The sequence below is a fragment of the Paenibacillus stellifer genome, assembly GCF_000758685.1.
GTDB lineage: Bacteria > Bacillota > Bacilli > Paenibacillales > Paenibacillaceae > Paenibacillus_AQ > Paenibacillus_AQ stellifer.
Map to the genome: position 1 here is coordinate 201,789 of NZ_CP009286.1, position 16,934 is coordinate 218,722.

Here is a 16,934-nt window from a genome sequence, read left to right on the forward strand (position 1 = left end):
TCCATGAGCGTGGTGGCTATCGTCGATTACGGGATCGGCAATCTGCACAGCGTCAGCAAAGCGATTGAGCGTCTGGGCCATACGCCGCTGATCACAGGCAAGGCTGGGGAGATTCTGGCCGCAGACCGGGTGATTCTTCCAGGCGTCGGCGCCTTTGGCGACGCGATGGATCATCTGCGGCAGAGCGGCATGGATAAGGTGGTCAAGGAGGTGGCGGCCGAAGGGCGCCAGCCGCTCCTCGGCATCTGCCTTGGCATGCAGCTGCTGTTCACACGCGGTGAGGAATACGGCGTGCATGAAGGTCTGGACCTGCTTCCGGGAAATGTCGTCCGGTTTGAGGCCCGGGAAGGCTATAAGGTGCCGCATATGGGCTGGAACCGGCTGGAGTTCCTTCAGCCGGAGCATCCGCTTCTGAAAGGACTGGAAGCCGGCCACGTCTACTTCGTGCACTCCTACCACGCGCTGGTGGAGCGCAGGGAGGATCTGCTGGCGGTGACCGAGTACGGCCATCCGGTGACGGCGGTTGTCGGCCGGGGGAATGTGATGGGGATGCAGTTCCATCCGGAGAAGAGCGGAGAGCTCGGCAGGAAGCTGCTGCAGAATTTCCTGGAGCTTTGACGGTTCCGGGCATCGACCAGGAGTTGTATTAACGAATTTAGCAAGGAGAAAGCGGGGAGCGCCAACAATGTCTTCTTTTATCGTATATCCGGCGATTGATATCCGGAACGGCAAATGCGTCCGGCTGTTGCAGGGCGATTATAATCAGGAAACGGTCTACGGCGACAGTCCGCTGGATATGGCCAAATCATGGGAGTCGCAGGGCGGGGAGTTCATCCACCTTGTCGATCTGGACGGCGCCAAGGCTGGCCATCCCGTCAACGTCGAGCTGATTGGCTCCATCGCGAAGGGCGTTCAGGTGCCTGTTCAGGTCGGCGGCGGTCTGCGGACGCTGGAGGATGTGGAACAGTTGCTGTCGCTCGGCGTTGGCCGCGTCATTATCGGCACCGCCGCGATCAACGACCGGGCCTTTACGGAGAGCGTGCTGGCCAAGTACGGCTCCAAGGTGGCCATCGGCATTGACGCACGCGATGGCTATGTCGCCACGCATGGCTGGCTGAATACCTCCGAGGTGCTTGCCACCGAACTGGCCAAGGAGCTGGCGTCCAAGGGCGCCGAGACGTTTATCTATACCGATATTTCCCGTGACGGCATGATGCAGGGGCCGAACATCGAAGGCATCCTCGCGATGGCGCAGGCGAGCGGCAAGACCGTTATCGCCTCCGGCGGCGTGACCAGCCAGGATGATCTGGTACGTCTGCGTGCGCACAGTGACAGCGGCATTGGCGGCGCGATCGTCGGCAAGGCGCTGTATACCGGCAATATCAAGCTGCCCGAGGCGCTGGCGGCTTTGAAGTAAGCATTCCGGTGCCCCTGGCTGACGACAACAGGCCAGGGGCTTTTCGGGGCCGGCGCCGTTTGGAGAAGGGCTTTGTGAGGCATCGGACTGAACTGGCTTTGATCAGACCATTATGCAAGGCAGGAGCTTCCATGTGAACCCTGATCAGATACAGAGGATCCTAGGATAGGAGGTTGCATTCATGCTGGCTAAACGCATCATTCCCTGTCTGGATGTCAAAGACGGACGGGTAGTAAAAGGCGTGAATTTTGTTAACTTGCGCGACGCCGGCGATCCGGTGGAGCTTGCGGCCATTTATGACCGGGAGGGCGCCGATGAGCTGGTGTTTCTCGACATTTCCGCGTCAGTGGAAGGCCGGGCGACGATGGTCGAGGTTGTGCGCCGGACGGCGGGGGAAATCTCCATCCCGTTCACGGTAGGCGGCGGCATCTCGTCGCCGGAGGACATGAAGCGGATTCTGCGGGCGGGAGCCGACAAGATCGGCATCAACACCGCGGCTGTCAACAATCCGCAGCTGATTCTGGAAGGCGCGCGGCGCTTCGGCTCCCAGTGCGTTGTCGTGGCGGTTGATGCCAAGTACAATGAGAGCTGGGGCGAGTGGGAGGTCTATACCCACGGCGGACGCAAGCCAGCCGGGATTCGGACGCTGGAATGGGTCAAGGAAGCCGAGCGGCTGGGAGCCGGTGAAATTCTGCTTACCAGCATGGATGCCGACGGTACGAAGGACGGCTTCGACATCAAGCTGACCTCTGCGGTCAGCGGCCTGATCGATATTCCCGTGATCGCTTCCGGCGGCGCGGGGCGGATAGAACATTTCCATGAAGTGTTCACCGAAGGGAAGGCGGATGCCGGACTTGCCGCAACGATTTTTCACTATAAGGAAATTGCGATCGGCGATTTGAAGGCCGACTTAAAACAAAAGGGTGTGGAAATTCGATGAGCCAAATTCAAAACGATGCAGCACAGATTATCGAACAATTAAACTGGAACGAAGCCGGTCTGCTGCCGGCGATTGTACAGGACGACAAGACGCAAGAAGTGCTGATGATGGCCTACATGAACCGGGAGTCGCTGAAGCTCTCGCTCGAGAGCGGAGAGACGTGGTTCTGGAGCCGTTCGCGCGGCGAACTGTGGCATAAAGGCGGAACCTCGGGCAACACGCAGGCGATTTCATCGATCCATTATGACTGCGACGCCGATACTCTGCTGGTAAAAGTGAAGCCGGAAGGTCCGGCATGCCATACGGGAGAGGTATCCTGCTTCTACCGTGAGCTTCCGCTGGGCGGCCAGACTGCTGCCGGCAAGCCGGGGGCTGACGCTGAGGCCGGAGCTGCCGCAGACAGCGGACGTTTTGCCGTGCTGGCGGAGCTGGAGCGTATTATTGCTGAACGGGAAGCGGAACGCCCTGAGGGCGCCTATACGACGTATCTGTTCAACAAAGGCGTCGATAAGATCCTGAAGAAGGTCGGCGAGGAAACGGCCGAGACGATTATTGCCGCGAAGAATAAGGACAACGCGGAGCTGCGCCTTGAGGTTAGCGATTTGATCTACCATCTGCTGGTTCTGCTGCAGGAGCGCAAGCTCCCGCTCGACGAGATTATGGCCGAGCTGAGCGCGCGCCACGAGCGTCCCCGCCGCGACTAGGAGGGTAAAGTCCATGCAGATCGACTATCATACCCATCACGAGCGCTGCGGACATGCCGTCGGCAAGCTGGAAGACTATGTGCGCCGCGGGATCGAGCTTGGGCTGGATCATCTGGGGCTGTCCGATCATCTGCCGCTAATTCATGTGGACCCGGCCTCCTATTATCCGGAGATGGCGATGCCGCTTGAGGAGCTTCCCCGTTATGTGGAAGAATGCCTGGAGCTCAAGGAACGCTACCGGGGCGTGATCGAGATCCGTGTCGGGCTTGAAGCCGATTATATCGAAGGCTACGAGGATCGCATCCGCGAGCTGTTGGCGCCTTACCCCTGGGATTACCTGATTGGCTCGGTGCATTTCCTCGGTGAGTGGGATATTACCGACTTCCGCCAGGTTCACGGCTGGGAGGGCCAGGATGCCCTTGAAGTCTACCGGCGCTATTACCGTGCGGTGAGACAAGCGGCTTCCTCGGGGCTGTACGATATTATCGGCCACATGGATGTAATCAAGCGCTTCGGCTACGGACCGGACACCGCCGAGGGGCGGGCCGAGGTCCGCGAGCTGGAGCGGAGCGCGCTTGAAGCCATTGCCGAAGCGGGCATCGCCATGGAGCTGAACGCCTCGGGTCTCACCAAGCCGTGCGCGGAAATGTTCCCGGCGCCCCATGTGCTGGCGCAGGCGCTTACGCTGGGCATCCCGCTTACGCTGGGCTCTGACGCGCATGATCCGGCGAAGCTGGGGGAAGGCCTTGGCGAAGCACGCAGGCTTCTGCGGGACACGGGATTCCGTGAGCTTGCAGTATTTGAAGGCCGGCGCCGCATGAGCGTCCCTTTGACGGAATAACCATGCAAGTATAGGAGGGATGTTATGCAGCACCATTCTTTGCGTATTTTCTCGGGTTCATCGAACCCGAAGCTGGCGTCGGACGTGGCTGCCCGGCTCGGCGTGGAATTGGGCAGGATCAAGCTGACCCGTTTCAAGAGCGGTGAAATTTACGTGCATTATGAGGAAAGCATCCGAAATTGCGACGTCTTTCTGCTGCAATCCCTCTCCCATCCGATCAATGAGCTGTTCGTGGAGCTGCTGGTTATGATCGACGCGGCCAAACGGGCATCGGCCCGGACGGTCAACATCATCATTCCGTACTATGGCTATGCGCGTCAGGAACGCAAATCGGCGCCGCGCGAGCCGATCTCCGCGAAGATGGTCGCCGACGTGCTGACAACCGCCGGAGCGACGCGCGTGCTTACGATCGACCTGCACGCGGCGGCAATCCAGGGATTCTTCAACATCCCCGTCGATCATCTGACCGCGCTCGATCTGATCAGCGGCTATCTGAAGACGAAGCAGCTGGAGGATGTGGTGGTCGTATCCCCCGACGCCGGCCGGGCCTCCATGGCCGAGAAGCTGGCAAGCCGCCTGGACTCGCCATTCGCAATCATGATCAAGAAACGTCCGGCCCATAATGAATCGGTTATTACTCATGTTATCGGCGACGTGGAAGGTCGGACCCCGGTCATCATCGAGGATCTGATTGATACCGGAACCACCATCGTCAATGTGGTGGAAGGGCTGAAGGAGAGAGGCGCGAGAAACAGCATCGTCTGCGCCACGCACGGCCTGTTCTCGGGCCCGGCGCTCGACCGGCTGGAGAATCCCGGTATCGAGGAAGTGGTTGTTACCGATTCTATCGCGCTGCCGGAGGGCCATTCGAGCCGCTTCACGGTTCTATCGGTCGCGCCCATGCTGGCGCGGGCCACGCGGATTATCATCGAAGGCGGCTCTATCGATAAGCTGCTCGAAGACGCGGGAATCTGATATTCCCCGTCTTCTTTTTTTGCCGGGCCTTTTGATACAGCGGGTAGAACCACCGCCGATTCTTCCGGTTTTTATTCAAGCCTCGCGGCCGCTTCCGGTTGAGCCCCTTTCATGGTTTTGTGGTATACTGTGTGATGACAGCCGGGAACGGCAAGAGGGCGGCCAGTTATGACCGCCCCTGAGGCGTCTCACGGAATGAAAGGGTTAAGGAAGCTTACAAGGGAGGTGCCTTGCTTCCATGATGGAACAGACTTCAGAGCCGCACGGATCAATGGATAAAGTGATTCCGGTCGCTCTGAACGCAAATTTTTTCTTTGAACGGGCCGTGCGTTCGCTGGACCGCTTCCAATATGAAAAGGCGCTCAAAAATTTCCGCAAAGCGATTGAGTACGAACCTGAAAATGCGGTTAATCATTGCAATATGGCGGGCATCCTGTCGGAGATGGGAGATTACGAGGAGTCCAACACCGTGCTGGCCCATGTGCTGGAGAAGGTCGACCCTTCGATGACGGAATGCCATTTTTATATGGCGAACAATTACGCCAACATGGAGAACTTCGAGGAGGCCGAGCGTTCGCTGATCGCTTATCTGGAGGAAGACGACAGAGGGGAGTTCATGGCGGAGTCGGAGGAACTGATGGAGCTGCTGCATTACGAGCGCGGCCGCCCCGTTCCGCTGCACCGGATTCGCAGCCGCAAGGGCGTCGTGGAGCATGACCGGGCCCGCATGCTGCTGGAACGGGGCGAATTTCCGGAGGCCTTGGCCCTGCTGGAGGAGATCATCGAGAACGCCCCGGGCTTTCAGGCGGCGCATAATAATTTGGCCTTGGCCTATTTCTATATGGGACGGTTCGGCAAGGCCAAGGAATGTATATACGCGGTGTTGAAGCAGGAGCCCGGCAATCTGCATGCGCTCTGCAATCTGGCGATCTTCCTCCAATATGAAGGAGACCGCGAGACGCTGGAAGGCCTGCTTCGCATGCTGGAGGTTACCGTGCCGTTTCACCGGGAGCATGTGTTCAAGCTGGCGACGACCATGGGCATTCTGGGCCGTCACCGGGTCGCCTACGGTCATTTCCGCCGTCTCCTGAAAGATGAGGAGGTCGGCGGGGATGCCGGGCTCTACCACTACTGCGCAGCCGCGGCTTGCAACAGCGGCCTGCGGCGCGAGGCGGAGCGCTGCTGGCGGCAGGCTGCCAAGCTGGACCCCGACTCAGCGGTTCCCCGCTTCTTTCTCAATCAGCTGCTCCAGTCTTCCGCAGAGGGAGCGGCGCTTCCAGTTGTCGGCTATAACTATCAGCTTCCCTTTCAGGAGCAGCTGAAGCAGTGGAAGGAGAGCAGCGGCAGCTTCGCCAAGGAAGTGAAGGCAAATCCGCTGCTGCGTTCCTCCTTCTTCTGGGCGCTGCGCTACGGCGATGACAGCCTGAAGCAGCAGGTTACCGACGCGCTGAGCTGGATCGGCGATCAGGAGCTGACGCTGGCGCTCAAGGAGCTGCTGCACGAGCCCGGTAAAGAGGGGCAGCAGGAGGAAGCCGGCCTGGCCCGGCTGCACAAGCTGATCGGCATGGAGGCGGAGAAGGAGCCCCCGGGCGAAGGCAAAGGGCGTCTGCCCGGGGTGTAGGCTTAGCGGAATCACGGCTTTGGCCTGCCAAAGCGCTTCTCTTGGGCATAATAGGATTACAAGCTTGGTGTAACAGCCAAACCTTATCATAATCTGTATTGCGAGGAGGCCATGTTAACGATGTATAAAGCGATTGTAATCGGAACCGGTCCTGCCGGTCTCACTGCCGCCATCTATTTGGCGCGCGCGAACTTGAACCCGCTGGTTATTGAGGGCTTGCAGCCAGGCGGACAGCTGACGACCACGACGGAAATCGAGAACTTCCCGGGCTTCCCGGAAGGCATTCTCGGCCCGGATCTGATGGACAATATGCGCAAGCAGGCTGAACGCTTCGGCGCCGAATTCAAGAGCAGCTGGGTCGATTCCGTCGACTTCTCGCAGCGGCCCTTCAAGGTTAAGGTAGACGGGCTCGGCGATCTGGAAGCCGAGACTGTCATCATCTCCACCGGCGCTTCCGCCAGGTATCTCGGCATCCCGGGAGAGCAGGATAACGTCGGACGCGGTGTCAGCACCTGTGCGACCTGCGACGGCTTCTTCTTCCGCGGCAAGAAGATTATCGTCATCGGCGGCGGCGACTCCGCAATGGAGGAAGCGAGCTTCCTGACGCGGTTCGCGAGCAATGTGACGCTGGTTCACCGCCGGGAGGAGCTGCGCGCCTCGAAGATTATGCAGGACCGCGCGAAGGAGAACGCCAAAATCTCCTGGGCGCTTAACCGTACACCGCTGAAAGTCGTAACAGGCGAGACCGGCCTCAAAGGCCTGCTCGTCCGCAACAACGAGAGCGGAGCCGAAGAGCTGATCGAGGCCGACGGCGTGTTCGTGGCGATCGGCCATACGCCGAATACGGCATTCCTCGGAGGTCAGATCACAACCGACGAGAACGGTTATATCATGGTTCGTCCCGGAACGACGGAGACGAACATTCCCGGCGTCTTTGCCTGCGGCGACGTGCAGGATACCCGTTACCGCCAGGCGATCTCGGCGGCGGGAACCGGATGCATGGCGGCCATGGATGCCGAGAAGTATCTAGAAGGCGTCATGGTGCATGACTGGAGCGAAACGCTGGATAAATAACGCCGAGATTTCTTGAGGCGAATAAGAAAGCCGGATTCTTCCCGAGAGAAGAGTCCGGCTTTTTTGTCGTATTCGTCAGTCTGTACTTGTCGTATTCGTCAGTCTGTACTTGTCGTATTCGTCAGTCTGTACTTGTCGTATTCGTCAGTCTGTACTTGTCAGCATCCGTCTGTCTGTACCTGTCAGGCTTCGCCTGTGCTTGCGTACCTGTCTACACTTGTGGCATTCATCCGCACTTATGGTATTCGCCTGTGCTTGCCGTGTACCCGTCCGCACTTGCCGTATTCATCCGTAAGTTACATTCAGCTGTGTCCGTCGTGTTCCTTCTGCCACAGAGCGATCCAGGCCCGGAACCTATAGTGCCACTCCGACGGCAGAGGCGGTCGGCGAGTGGAACCAGATTTTGCGGAAATCGATCAACCCGCACTCATTGAGGGAGATACCCTGTATGGAAGAGTGGAACCGGGTGTTGTTCTTCCTGTGAATGAGGAACAAGACGTCGGCATTCTGCTGCAGCATCTCCTCAAGCTTCCGGAGCTTGAACCGCCGAAGTCCGGGATCGGGCTCTGCCATCACGGAGAGGGCCGCCTGGTTCATTTCAGCCGCAAGCGCGCCTTTCAGGAAGGCCGGGAAGAAATGCTTTTGCAAATAAAGCTCAAGCTCGCAGATTTCATTGCGGATGGCGATTTCGATCAAATGGCAGTCCCGCTGTGCCATAAATTCCGGATCGGTCATTTGACCGGGAGAGCACTGCTCAAACTCCAGATTCACGCCATAAGAACGGCACTGCCGAGCGATCCACTCCGCTTCCGGGGAATGCTTGGCATATGCATATAACCGGAGCGTCTCTCCCTGATAGTCGCTATGGGCGAGCAGCGCGGAAATCTCAGCTTTCTCCGGAGGCTTTCTCCGCCGGATTCCGGCCGTCTCGACGCTGTCTTGATAGTGGAAGTTGTAGGCCGGGTGAATCCGGTTGTCCCCAAGCTCCGCAATCATTGCCTCCCGGTCAATGATCCGGTCGATCGCCGCGCGGAAGTAAGGATTGTGCTGGGGCCCGCTTTTTCTCTGATTGAACACAAGCAGGCTGCAGCCGGAGAAGATCGATTCCACCTCCAGCCACTTGGCGTCCATCCCCGCGTTCAATACCATATAGCCGTTAAAAGTGTTCGGCTGCGCGCACGTCGCGCAGGACCAGTCCGGCTCTTTCAGAAGCCCGTCTTCACGCTCCGACAAGCACAGAATTTCCACCCGGTCGATATGGGGTCTACCCTGATAATAGGTGGGGTTCGCCTCAAGAACGCAAATCCCAGCGTCATACCGGACAAGCCGGAAGGGACCGGTTCCCGACGGATGCTTGAGCAGCGCCGTATCCTCCTGCCCGATCATATCGGAGGGAAGGATGGAGGCCGCTTTGGCGGACAGGAAGTGCAGAAACAGAGCGCCCGGCGCGCTGAGCTGGAAGCGGACGGTTTTGCGATCCAGGGCTTCAATCTTGCTGATCGTCTGAAACATCCAGCTCTGGGCATGCCGCTGCGGCTCCAGACGGAGCCGGTTCAGGCTGTAAACGACATCCTCGGCTGCGACCTCCCGCCCATGATGGAACAGAACCCCCTTACGAAGGTGAAACACCCATTCCTTCATATCGATGGAGTGCTCCCAGGAATGGGCAATGGCGGGACTGACGGTGCCGCTCCGATAATCGAAGTCCACGAGCGTATCATAAATATGGCCGATCACATGCGCATCGAATGCAAAATGAATAGCGGCGGGGTCCAGTGTCTGGATGGAGCGGTATACGGGAAAACGGAGCGTATCCAGCTCAGCGCCACTCTCGGAGCCGATGGTTCGGTTGACGCCCATCCCGTCCGACAGCCATTCCATAAAATCATTCTTGAGCCGGTGGGACAGCCCGTAGCGCTCGATCAGCTCCAGCGCCTCCCGGACTTCTCCTTTCTTCGTCATCGTGCGGGCTTCCAGCGCCAGCAGTTCCTGCGGATCGGCCAGCACGGTCAAGGTGGAGCTGTGGCCCCGGCCCTGTCCCGGCTGCCAGGCAATCCACTCCAGCTCCGACAGTTTGCGCAGAATCATTTTGACATTCCTCGGGGTGCAGTGCCAGATGCCTGTCAGCGTCTCGACCGTAACCGGAAAAGGCTCCTTGGTTACATGGTCCGGATAAACCGAGGCAAGCTCAAACAAACGCAATGAGGCGAGCATTCAATCGACCTCCTTTATGTTCTTCGGCAAGCTCCGTTCTTAAAAAGGTGAAGGTGTTGGATTGAATTATACCCTTTTTATCCCTTTTCTGATAGCTACAATAAAAGTAACACAGGAACGTTACCTTCCTGATCAAACAAGAGAGGCGGGATAGTGATGGATCATCCGACAATAGCCGAGATGCTGCTGGAGAAGGAGAGGGGAGAGCTTGAACGCTTGGCGGGGGGATATTGGAAGCGCTGTGGGGCGATTTCGATTCCCAAGCCTCTGAATAGAACTCCCCTTTCCCTTTTGACCATCCATATGAAAAAAATCGGCAGGCTGCCCTTTCGTAAAGCGCGGTAAATGCATCTCTCACAATGGAACGGCTCCATCCGGGCAGGACGGGGCTTTTTTGTTTTTCAAAGGCCGCATCCGCATATTGACTGGTAGCATCTGGATTACAGGCAGTGTGTGGGTAATAGGTGGGAGGACAGTGGAGCTGCCGTGAAAAAGGGCGGTGCATATGATATCCTAATGAGGATGGACAAACCCGGATAATAAGGAAGGTAAGCCTATGGCAGCCACCATTAAGGATATCGCCAAGCTGGCCAACGTGTCTCATACAACCGTATCCAGAGCGCTCAATAACAGCCCGCTGATTAAGGAGAATACGAGACAACGCATTGCTGAAATTGCGGCCCAACTGAATTATACGCCGAATTATAACGCGAAGAGTCTTGTCATGCAGCGCTCTTACACCATCGGTCTGTTTTTTACAAGCATTGCAAAAGGCACCTCGCCCAGCTTCTTCTCCGATACGTTCAGGGGGGTCAACCGGGTGGTCGACGTCGACTACAACCTGTCCGTGCGGGGCATAGACGATTACCAGGATTATTCCCCCGTTCACAGCAAGCGGTTCGACGGCATCATTCTCATGAGCCAGAGCGAAGCCGATAATGAATTTATGCATCACGTGCTTCAGCATGAAATTCCGCTGGTTGTGCTGAACCGCGTTATTGACGACAGCTCCATTGTGAACATTGTTTCGAATGACCGGGAGGGCGCGTACAGCGCAGGGGCGTATCTGATCGAGTGCGGCCATCGCGATATCGCCCTTATTGAAGGAGTGGAGGGCTTCAAGTCGACCGTCGAACGTCGGGAAGGCTTCCACCGCGCCCTGATTGATCATGATATCCCGGTGCAGGCAGATTATATCGTCCGCGGCAATTACGATATGCAGAGCGGCTATCAGGCTATGACGCAGCTGATGTCTTTAAGCAACCCGCCAACGGCCGTATTTTGTTCCAATGATGATATGGCGGTAGGCGCAATGAATTGTGTGTTCGAATGCGGTCTTCAAGTGCCGGGCGATGTCTCCATCGTCGGCTTTGACGACAGCGGCTTCTCGAGCTTTACCAATCCGTCGCTCACGACGGTGAAGCGGCCGATCGAGACCATCAGCGAGCAGGGCGCGCGCAAGCTGCTTAAGCTGATAAAGGAGCCGACGGAGATTGGAGAGCGAATTCTGATCAATACAGAGCTGATTATCCGAAAATCGGCGGCTCCGCTGATAAAATGAGCATACGGTGATGATCCCGCTCGCCTGCCTGAACGGCGTCGACACGGTGGCCGAGTCCATTCGGCGCGACAAGGCGGGACCGTTCGTCAATCCCCTTACCTTATTCCTGCCTAATATATGAAGAAATAATTCCAACCTGCCTGGAATTATGATTAACCGCCTGTTGCGGCAAATCCCCCTGCTCATGTGACGCTTCTCATAAAGCATCTTATCCCATCATGATACAATGAGAATTATTCTCAGTTACGCATTGAAAAATTCGGCTCACTTGCTGGCATTCTGGCAGAGGACGGAAGCCAAATCGGGTTAAGGGGGAGAAAAGGATGTATCGGTATTTAAACGGAGTCGAAGCGGGAGCATCAAGGGAGGCCCGCAGAGGGCTGTTGAAAGAAGTGGTCGATGAGCTGCGGGCCGGCAAATCAGCGGCGGACGTACAGGATCGATTTGAGCAGGCGGTAAGAGGGGTGCATGTATCCGAGATCGCGGCCATGGAAAATGAGCTGATTACCGAAGAAGGCGTGCCTGCCCAGGATATCAGGCGTCTGTGCGCTGTACACGAGGCCGTATTTCAGGGAACGGTACAGGAAATCCACCGATTCTCAATCCCCGAAGAGCTGCCGGGACATCCGGTGCATACCTTTAAAAGGGAGAACCGGGATATCGAGCGGCTTGTCAATTTCAAGCTGAAGCTGCATGCCGGTAAATTCCTGAAGCAGGACTCCGCCGCCAACGTCCAGAAGCTGCTTAACGATCTGTCTCTTGTATCGGAGATTGACAGACATTACAGCCGCAAGGAAATTCTGCTGTTTCCCTATATACGGAAGTATCAGGCTTACGGGAAATCCAGCATGATGTGGGGCATCGACGATCATATCCGCGGCCTGATCAAGGAAGCGAGAGCGATGCTGATGCCTTACCGGGGCAACCCGGCGGAGACGGGGAACGCTATTTACCGTCTTATCCGCGAAATTAATGACATGATCCGGGAAGAAGAACAGGTGCTGCTCCCCGCAGCACTGGAGAAGCTGACGGAGAAGGACTGGGCAGGTATAGCCAGAGACAGCGGAGCGATCGGCTATTGCCTGTCGGAACCGGAAGAAGTATGGAATCCGGATTTTCCGGAAGATCATTCCTGCGAGCCTCCGGAAGAAAACCCTTCTGCTGCCGGGCAGCAGGAAGGCGACACCGGTGAAAGGCTGCCTGCCGAGAAGCTGGAATTGATTCTGAAGCATTTGCCGGGGGGGCTGACATTCATTGACCCGGATGGCAGCATTGTATTAACGAGTGGGCTTGGAAAATGCGAGTATGCCCATGCGGCTGGACCGGAGACTCTGTTCACGGACGACCCAAAAGGCATAGACGATCTGGCCGTGCGAAAGCTGCTCAAAGAGTTCCAGTCCGGCCTTAAGGACAGCGGCGACTTCTGGATTCACACATCCGACCAGTTCGTTCATATCCGTTATGCCGCCGTGCGTGATGATTCGGGCCGGTATGCGGGAGCGCTGCAATTCAGCCAGGATATCGCGCCGCTGCGGGGTGCTGGCAGCCGAAAGCGCGTTCCAGATCGGTCCGAATCCTTCTAATATCCGAATATTTGGCTATATGGCGGCACACCCGGCCCGGGTGTGCCGCCTTTCCTTGACCGCGGGAAGGGCTTCTATTATAGTGATTAACGTGGGATTTACTATTTTGCTAAAGAAAAAGGTGGCTTGTTTACATGTCGGAAAATATCTACGTAGGCGTGGATTTGGGCGGAACCGCAATCAAGGTGGGCATCTGCAACAGCGAGGGCCATTTATTGCATACTTTTGAGGGGCCTACAGGAACCTCGGACGGTGTCGATACCGTCATTGACAACATCGCGAAATACGTGCGTCAAATTGTTGCTGAATCCCCGTACGAGTGGGATCAGCTTGTCGGTGTTGGGGCGGGAGTAGCCGGCTTCACGAATATTCGCGAAGGCATTATCGTTCTTGCGCCTAACATAGGTTTTCGGGATGTGCCGATCCGTGCCATTCTGGAGGATCGCTTGAACAAGCCGGTCAAAATAGACAATGACGCCAACGTGGCGGCGCTTGGGGAAGCATGGAGCGGTGCGGGCAGAGGCATCGAGAACTGCGTGTGCTATACGCTCGGAACCGGCGTCGGCGGCGGCATCATCATTAATGGCAAGATTTATCAGGGATTCTCCGGCCTGGCCGGCGAGCTTGGCCATATTTCCGTCGTTCCCGATCTGGAAGCCATCCAGTGCGGCTGCGGCAAAAAGGGCTGCCTGGAGACCGTATCCTCCGCAACCGGCATTATTCGCATGGCCAATGATGCAGTTGCCCGTGGAGACCGGACCTCTCTGTCTACGGTGGAGAAGATCGCGGCCAAGGAAGTGTTCGACGCCGCCAAGGAAGGCGACGAGGTTGCGATCCGCATCGTGAACCGCGCTGCTTACTACATCGGGAAGTCAATGGCTGCCGTTGCGGCTGTGCTGAATCCTGAAGTGTTCATCGTTGGTGGAGGCGTGTCCAAAGCTGGCGAGTTCCTGTTCGAGGAGATCCGCCGTGTATATGCGCAGTTCACTCCCGAGCCGCTTCAGAAAGACGTTAAGATTGTAGCCGCCCAGCTCGGCAATGACGCCGGAATTGTGGGCGCGGCTGGCCTTCTGCTGCGTTCTTAAGCGATATCATTCATTCATATACTAACGTGGGGAGGGAAGCCTGATGACTGAAGAAGAAGTCGTCCCGTCGGCTGCGGCCACCCTTATTATCATTACCGGCATGTCGGGGGCGGGGAAGACAATCGCGGTGCAGAGTCTGGAGGACCTCGGGTTCTTCTGCGTCGACAATCTTCCGCCCGTGCTTATTCCGAAGTTCGCGGAGCTCATCGAGCAGTCCAAGGGCAAGATCGCCAAAGTCGCGCTCGTGATTGACCTCCGGGGCCGTGAGTTCTTCACCGCCCTGTCGGAATCGCTGAACTTTATGAAAGACCAATTTACCATAGGCTGCGAAATTTTGTTCCTCGATGCAACCGATTCCGTGCTGGTGCAGCGTTACAAGGAGAGCAGACGCCGTCATCCGCTGGCTCCCAAAGGCATGCCGCTGGACGGTATCCGGCTGGAGCGGCAAATGCTGGAGGAGCTCAAGGATTCGGCGACGCTTGTCATTGATACGAGCAGCATGAAGCCGGCGCAGCTTAAAGAGAAGATCGTATCCCGCTTTTCCCATCTTGGTAAAAGCACGCTTTCCGTCAATATCACCTCCTTCGGCTTCAAATACGGCATTCCTATCGACGCAGACCTTGTGTTTGACGTACGCTTTTTGCCAAATCCGCATTATGTGGACCATCTTCGGCCCCACACGGGCCAGGACAGCGATGTATACGATTATGTAATGAAGTGGCCCGAAACGCAGGCATTCCTGACCAAGCTGCTCGATATGCTGCATTTTCTGATTCCCCAGTATCACAAGGAGGGCAAATCCCAGATCATTATCGGCATCGGCTGTACGGGCGGCAAGCACCGTTCGGTGGCCATAGCGGAATATCTGGGCAAGATGCTCGGGGTCAGTGAGACGGAATCGGTATCAGTCAGCCACCGGGATGCCGAACGCGACCGGCATTAAGAGAGAAGGGATCAACGTGGCTGAACAACCGGGACAGCGCCCGAAAGTCGTCGTTATGGGCGGCGGCACGGGCCTGTCCGTGATGCTCCGCGGCCTCAAAGAGAAGCCGCTTGATATTACCGCCATCGTAACGGTGGCGGATGACGGGGGAAGCTCCGGCATATTGCGCAGTGAGCTGCAGATGCCGCCGCCTGGCGATATCCGCAACGTCCTGACGGCGATGGCGGATGTCGAGCCTTTGATGGCCGAAATTATGAAGTACCGATTCAGCAGCGGGGAAGGGCTTGCCGGGCACAGTCTCGGCAACCTGATTCTGGCTGCGCTTACCGATATTTCGGGCGATTTTGTCACCGCCGTCCGCGAGATCAACCGCCTCTTCGCCGTAAGAGGCCGGGTTCTGCCCGCAGCGGGCGAAGCGGTGGTGCTGAGCGCCGAGATGGAGGACGGCAGCATCGTCACCGGGGAGTCGAAGATTCCCGAGGCCGGAGGCAAGATCCGGCGCGTCTTTCTCGAACCGCCGGATGTCGAGCCGCTGCCGGAAGCGCTGGAGGCGATCCGCGAGGCGGACGCCATCCTGCTCGGCCCGGGAAGCCTGTACACCAGCATTCTGCCGAATCTGCTGGTGCCGAAGCTGGCTGAGGCGGTCGTCGCCTCGGATGCGATCAAGATGTTCATCTGCAATGTGATGACCCAGCCGGGCGAGACCGACTATTACACGGTCAGCGACCATCTGCAGGCCGTGTACGATCACATTGGGCTGCATCTGTTCGATTATGTCATTGTCAACAACGGCGAAATTCCGCCCGAGGTGCAGCAGAAATATGCGGAGAAGGGAGCAAGCCCGGTCGAGCTCGACCGGGAGGCGATCGAAGATCCGCGCTACAAGCTGATCGCCGATCGGCTTGTGCTGTTCCGCACCTACCTCCGGCATGATACGGAGAAGCTGAGCCAGCATATTTACCAGCTGGTACAGGACTGGATAACACGAAAGAGGTGAGGACCTTGTCTTTTGCGGCGCTAACTAAAAAAGAACTGACGATGATCGAGAACGGCCCTTGCTGCGACAAGGCGGAGATGTCGGCTCTGATCCGGATGAACGGATCGGTGCAGCTCTCGAGCAAACGGATCGTCCTCGATATCTCAACGGAGAATGCCGCGATCGCAAGGCGGATTTATTCCTTGCTTAAAAAATATTACCAGGTGCATACCGAGCTTCTCGTGCGTAAAAAAATGCGTTTGAAGAAAAATAACGTCTATATCGTCCGCATCCCCGCCCGGGTGGAGGAGATTCTGAACGATCTCAAGATCGTCTCCCAAGGCTTTGTGTTCAACGACGGTATCGACGAGAGCATAGTTCGCAAGAACTGCTGCAAACGCGCGTATCTGCGCGGCGCTTTTATGGCGGGCGGCTCGGTCAACAACCCCGAGGGCTCGTCGTATCACCTGGAGATCGCCTCGATGTACGAGGAGCACTGCAAGGCGCTCGTTGAGCTGGCCGATGTTTTTCATCTCAACGCCCGCTGCATCGAGCGCAAGAAGGGCTTCATTCTGTATATCAAGGAAGGCGAGAAGATCATCGAATTCCTGAATCTGATCGGCGCGCACCAGGCTCTGTTCAAATTCGAGGATGTGCGGATCATGCGCGACATGCGCAATTCCGTCAACCGGATTGTGAACTGCGAAACTGCCAATTTGAACAAGACCATCAGCGCGGCAGTACGGCAGATTGAGAACATCAAGTTTCTGGAGAAGGAAATCGGCCTCGACAAGCTTCCCGACAAGCTGCGGGAGGTGGCGGAGGTTCGTCTGGCCCACCCGGATATCAATTTGAAGGAAGTCGGGGAAATGCTCAAAGGCACTGTCAGCAAGTCGGGCGTGAATCACCGGCTTCGCAAGATTGATGAGATGGCGGAGAAGCTTCGGGCAGGGGAATGATATTTTTTTGTAGTGTGGATTCGGTTATAATGATATAATAT

General features: G+C 57.1%; 16 protein-coding genes. 15 read left to right on the forward strand and 1 reads right to left on the reverse strand.

What is annotated here, in order from left to right:
* Positions 1-3: 3 nt before the first annotated feature.
* From hisH to trxB, 8 genes are all read left to right on the forward strand, one after another.
* Positions 4-618, forward strand: a complete 615-nt coding sequence (gene hisH / locus PSTEL_RS01115; RefSeq protein ID WP_038692979.1) for an imidazole glycerol phosphate synthase subunit HisH — start codon at positions 4-6, stop codon at positions 616-618.
* A gap of 67 nt (positions 619-685) precedes the next feature.
* A complete protein-coding gene (gene hisA / locus PSTEL_RS01120; protein WP_038692980.1) occupies positions 686-1,417 on the forward strand; it encodes a 1-(5-phosphoribosyl)-5-[(5-phosphoribosylamino)methylideneamino]imidazole-4-carboxamide isomerase in 732 nt (243 codons plus the stop codon).
* Between the two features lie 181 nt (positions 1,418-1,598).
* The gene (gene hisF / locus PSTEL_RS01125; protein WP_038692981.1) at positions 1,599-2,357 is read left to right on the forward strand and encodes an imidazole glycerol phosphate synthase subunit HisF; all 759 of its coding nucleotides are present in this window, start codon (positions 1,599-1,601) and stop codon (positions 2,355-2,357) included.
* The gene (hisIE, locus tag PSTEL_RS01130; RefSeq protein WP_038692982.1) at positions 2,354-3,061 is read left to right on the forward strand and encodes a bifunctional phosphoribosyl-AMP cyclohydrolase/phosphoribosyl-ATP diphosphatase HisIE; all 708 of its coding nucleotides are present in this window, start codon (positions 2,354-2,356) and stop codon (positions 3,059-3,061) included. The genes hisF and hisIE overlap by 4 nt, the downstream gene beginning before the upstream one ends.
* Before the next feature lie 13 nt (positions 3,062-3,074).
* Positions 3,075-3,902 carry a histidinol-phosphatase HisJ gene (gene hisJ, locus PSTEL_RS01135; RefSeq protein ID WP_038692983.1) on the forward strand — a complete coding sequence of 276 codons (828 nt, stop codon included), beginning with the start codon at positions 3,075-3,077 and terminating at the stop codon, positions 3,900-3,902.
* 24 nt (positions 3,903-3,926) lie between these two features.
* The gene (locus PSTEL_RS01140; protein ID WP_038692984.1) at positions 3,927-4,877 is read left to right on the forward strand and encodes a ribose-phosphate diphosphokinase; all 951 of its coding nucleotides are present in this window, start codon (positions 3,927-3,929) and stop codon (positions 4,875-4,877) included.
* A gap of 238 nt (positions 4,878-5,115) precedes the next feature.
* Positions 5,116-6,498, forward strand: a complete 1,383-nt coding sequence (locus tag PSTEL_RS01145) for a tetratricopeptide repeat protein (protein ID WP_245625046.1) — start codon at positions 5,116-5,118, stop codon at positions 6,496-6,498.
* A gap of 120 nt (positions 6,499-6,618) precedes the next feature.
* Positions 6,619-7,572, forward strand: a complete 954-nt coding sequence (trxB, locus tag PSTEL_RS01150) for a thioredoxin-disulfide reductase (protein WP_038692985.1) — start codon at positions 6,619-6,621, stop codon at positions 7,570-7,572.
* Between the two features lie 354 nt (positions 7,573-7,926).
* Here the strand turns inward: trxB and PSTEL_RS01155 are convergent, their stop codons facing one another.
* On the reverse strand, positions 7,927-9,786 hold the full coding sequence (locus tag PSTEL_RS01155) for an ABC transporter substrate-binding protein (RefSeq protein ID WP_038692986.1): 1,860 nt from the start codon (positions 9,784-9,786) through the stop codon (positions 7,927-7,929).
* Between the two features lie 156 nt (positions 9,787-9,942).
* Between PSTEL_RS01155 and PSTEL_RS01160 the strand changes: the two genes are divergently transcribed.
* The 7 genes from PSTEL_RS01160 (at position 9,943) to whiA (ending at position 16,893) form a co-directional block, all read left to right on the forward strand.
* Entirely contained in the window at positions 9,943-10,131 is a 189-nt protein-coding gene (locus PSTEL_RS01160) for a hypothetical protein (RefSeq protein ID WP_038692987.1), read from the forward strand.
* 211 nt (positions 10,132-10,342) lie between these two features.
* Complete coding sequence (locus tag PSTEL_RS01165) at positions 10,343-11,347, forward strand: LacI family DNA-binding transcriptional regulator (RefSeq protein WP_038692988.1); 1,005 nt, start codon at positions 10,343-10,345, stop codon at positions 11,345-11,347.
* 323 nt (positions 11,348-11,670) lie between these two features.
* Complete coding sequence (locus PSTEL_RS01170) at positions 11,671-12,930, forward strand: DUF438 domain-containing protein (protein ID WP_038692989.1); 1,260 nt, start codon at positions 11,671-11,673, stop codon at positions 12,928-12,930.
* Between the two features lie 134 nt (positions 12,931-13,064).
* On the forward strand, positions 13,065-14,015 hold the full coding sequence (locus PSTEL_RS01175) for an ROK family glucokinase (RefSeq protein WP_038692990.1): 951 nt from the start codon (positions 13,065-13,067) through the stop codon (positions 14,013-14,015).
* 43 nt (positions 14,016-14,058) lie between these two features.
* Positions 14,059-14,958, forward strand: coding sequence for an RNase adapter RapZ (gene rapZ / locus PSTEL_RS01180; RefSeq protein WP_038692991.1), 900 nt, complete (start codon positions 14,059-14,061; stop codon positions 14,956-14,958).
* On the forward strand, positions 14,936-15,955 hold the full coding sequence (locus PSTEL_RS01185) for a gluconeogenesis factor YvcK family protein (protein WP_052098102.1): 1,020 nt from the start codon (positions 14,936-14,938) through the stop codon (positions 15,953-15,955). The genes rapZ and PSTEL_RS01185 overlap by 23 nt, the downstream gene beginning before the upstream one ends.
* A gap of 5 nt (positions 15,956-15,960) precedes the next feature.
* On the forward strand, positions 15,961-16,893 hold the full coding sequence (gene whiA, locus PSTEL_RS01190) for a DNA-binding protein WhiA (RefSeq protein ID WP_038692993.1): 933 nt from the start codon (positions 15,961-15,963) through the stop codon (positions 16,891-16,893).
* Positions 16,894-16,934: the final 41 nt, after the last annotated feature.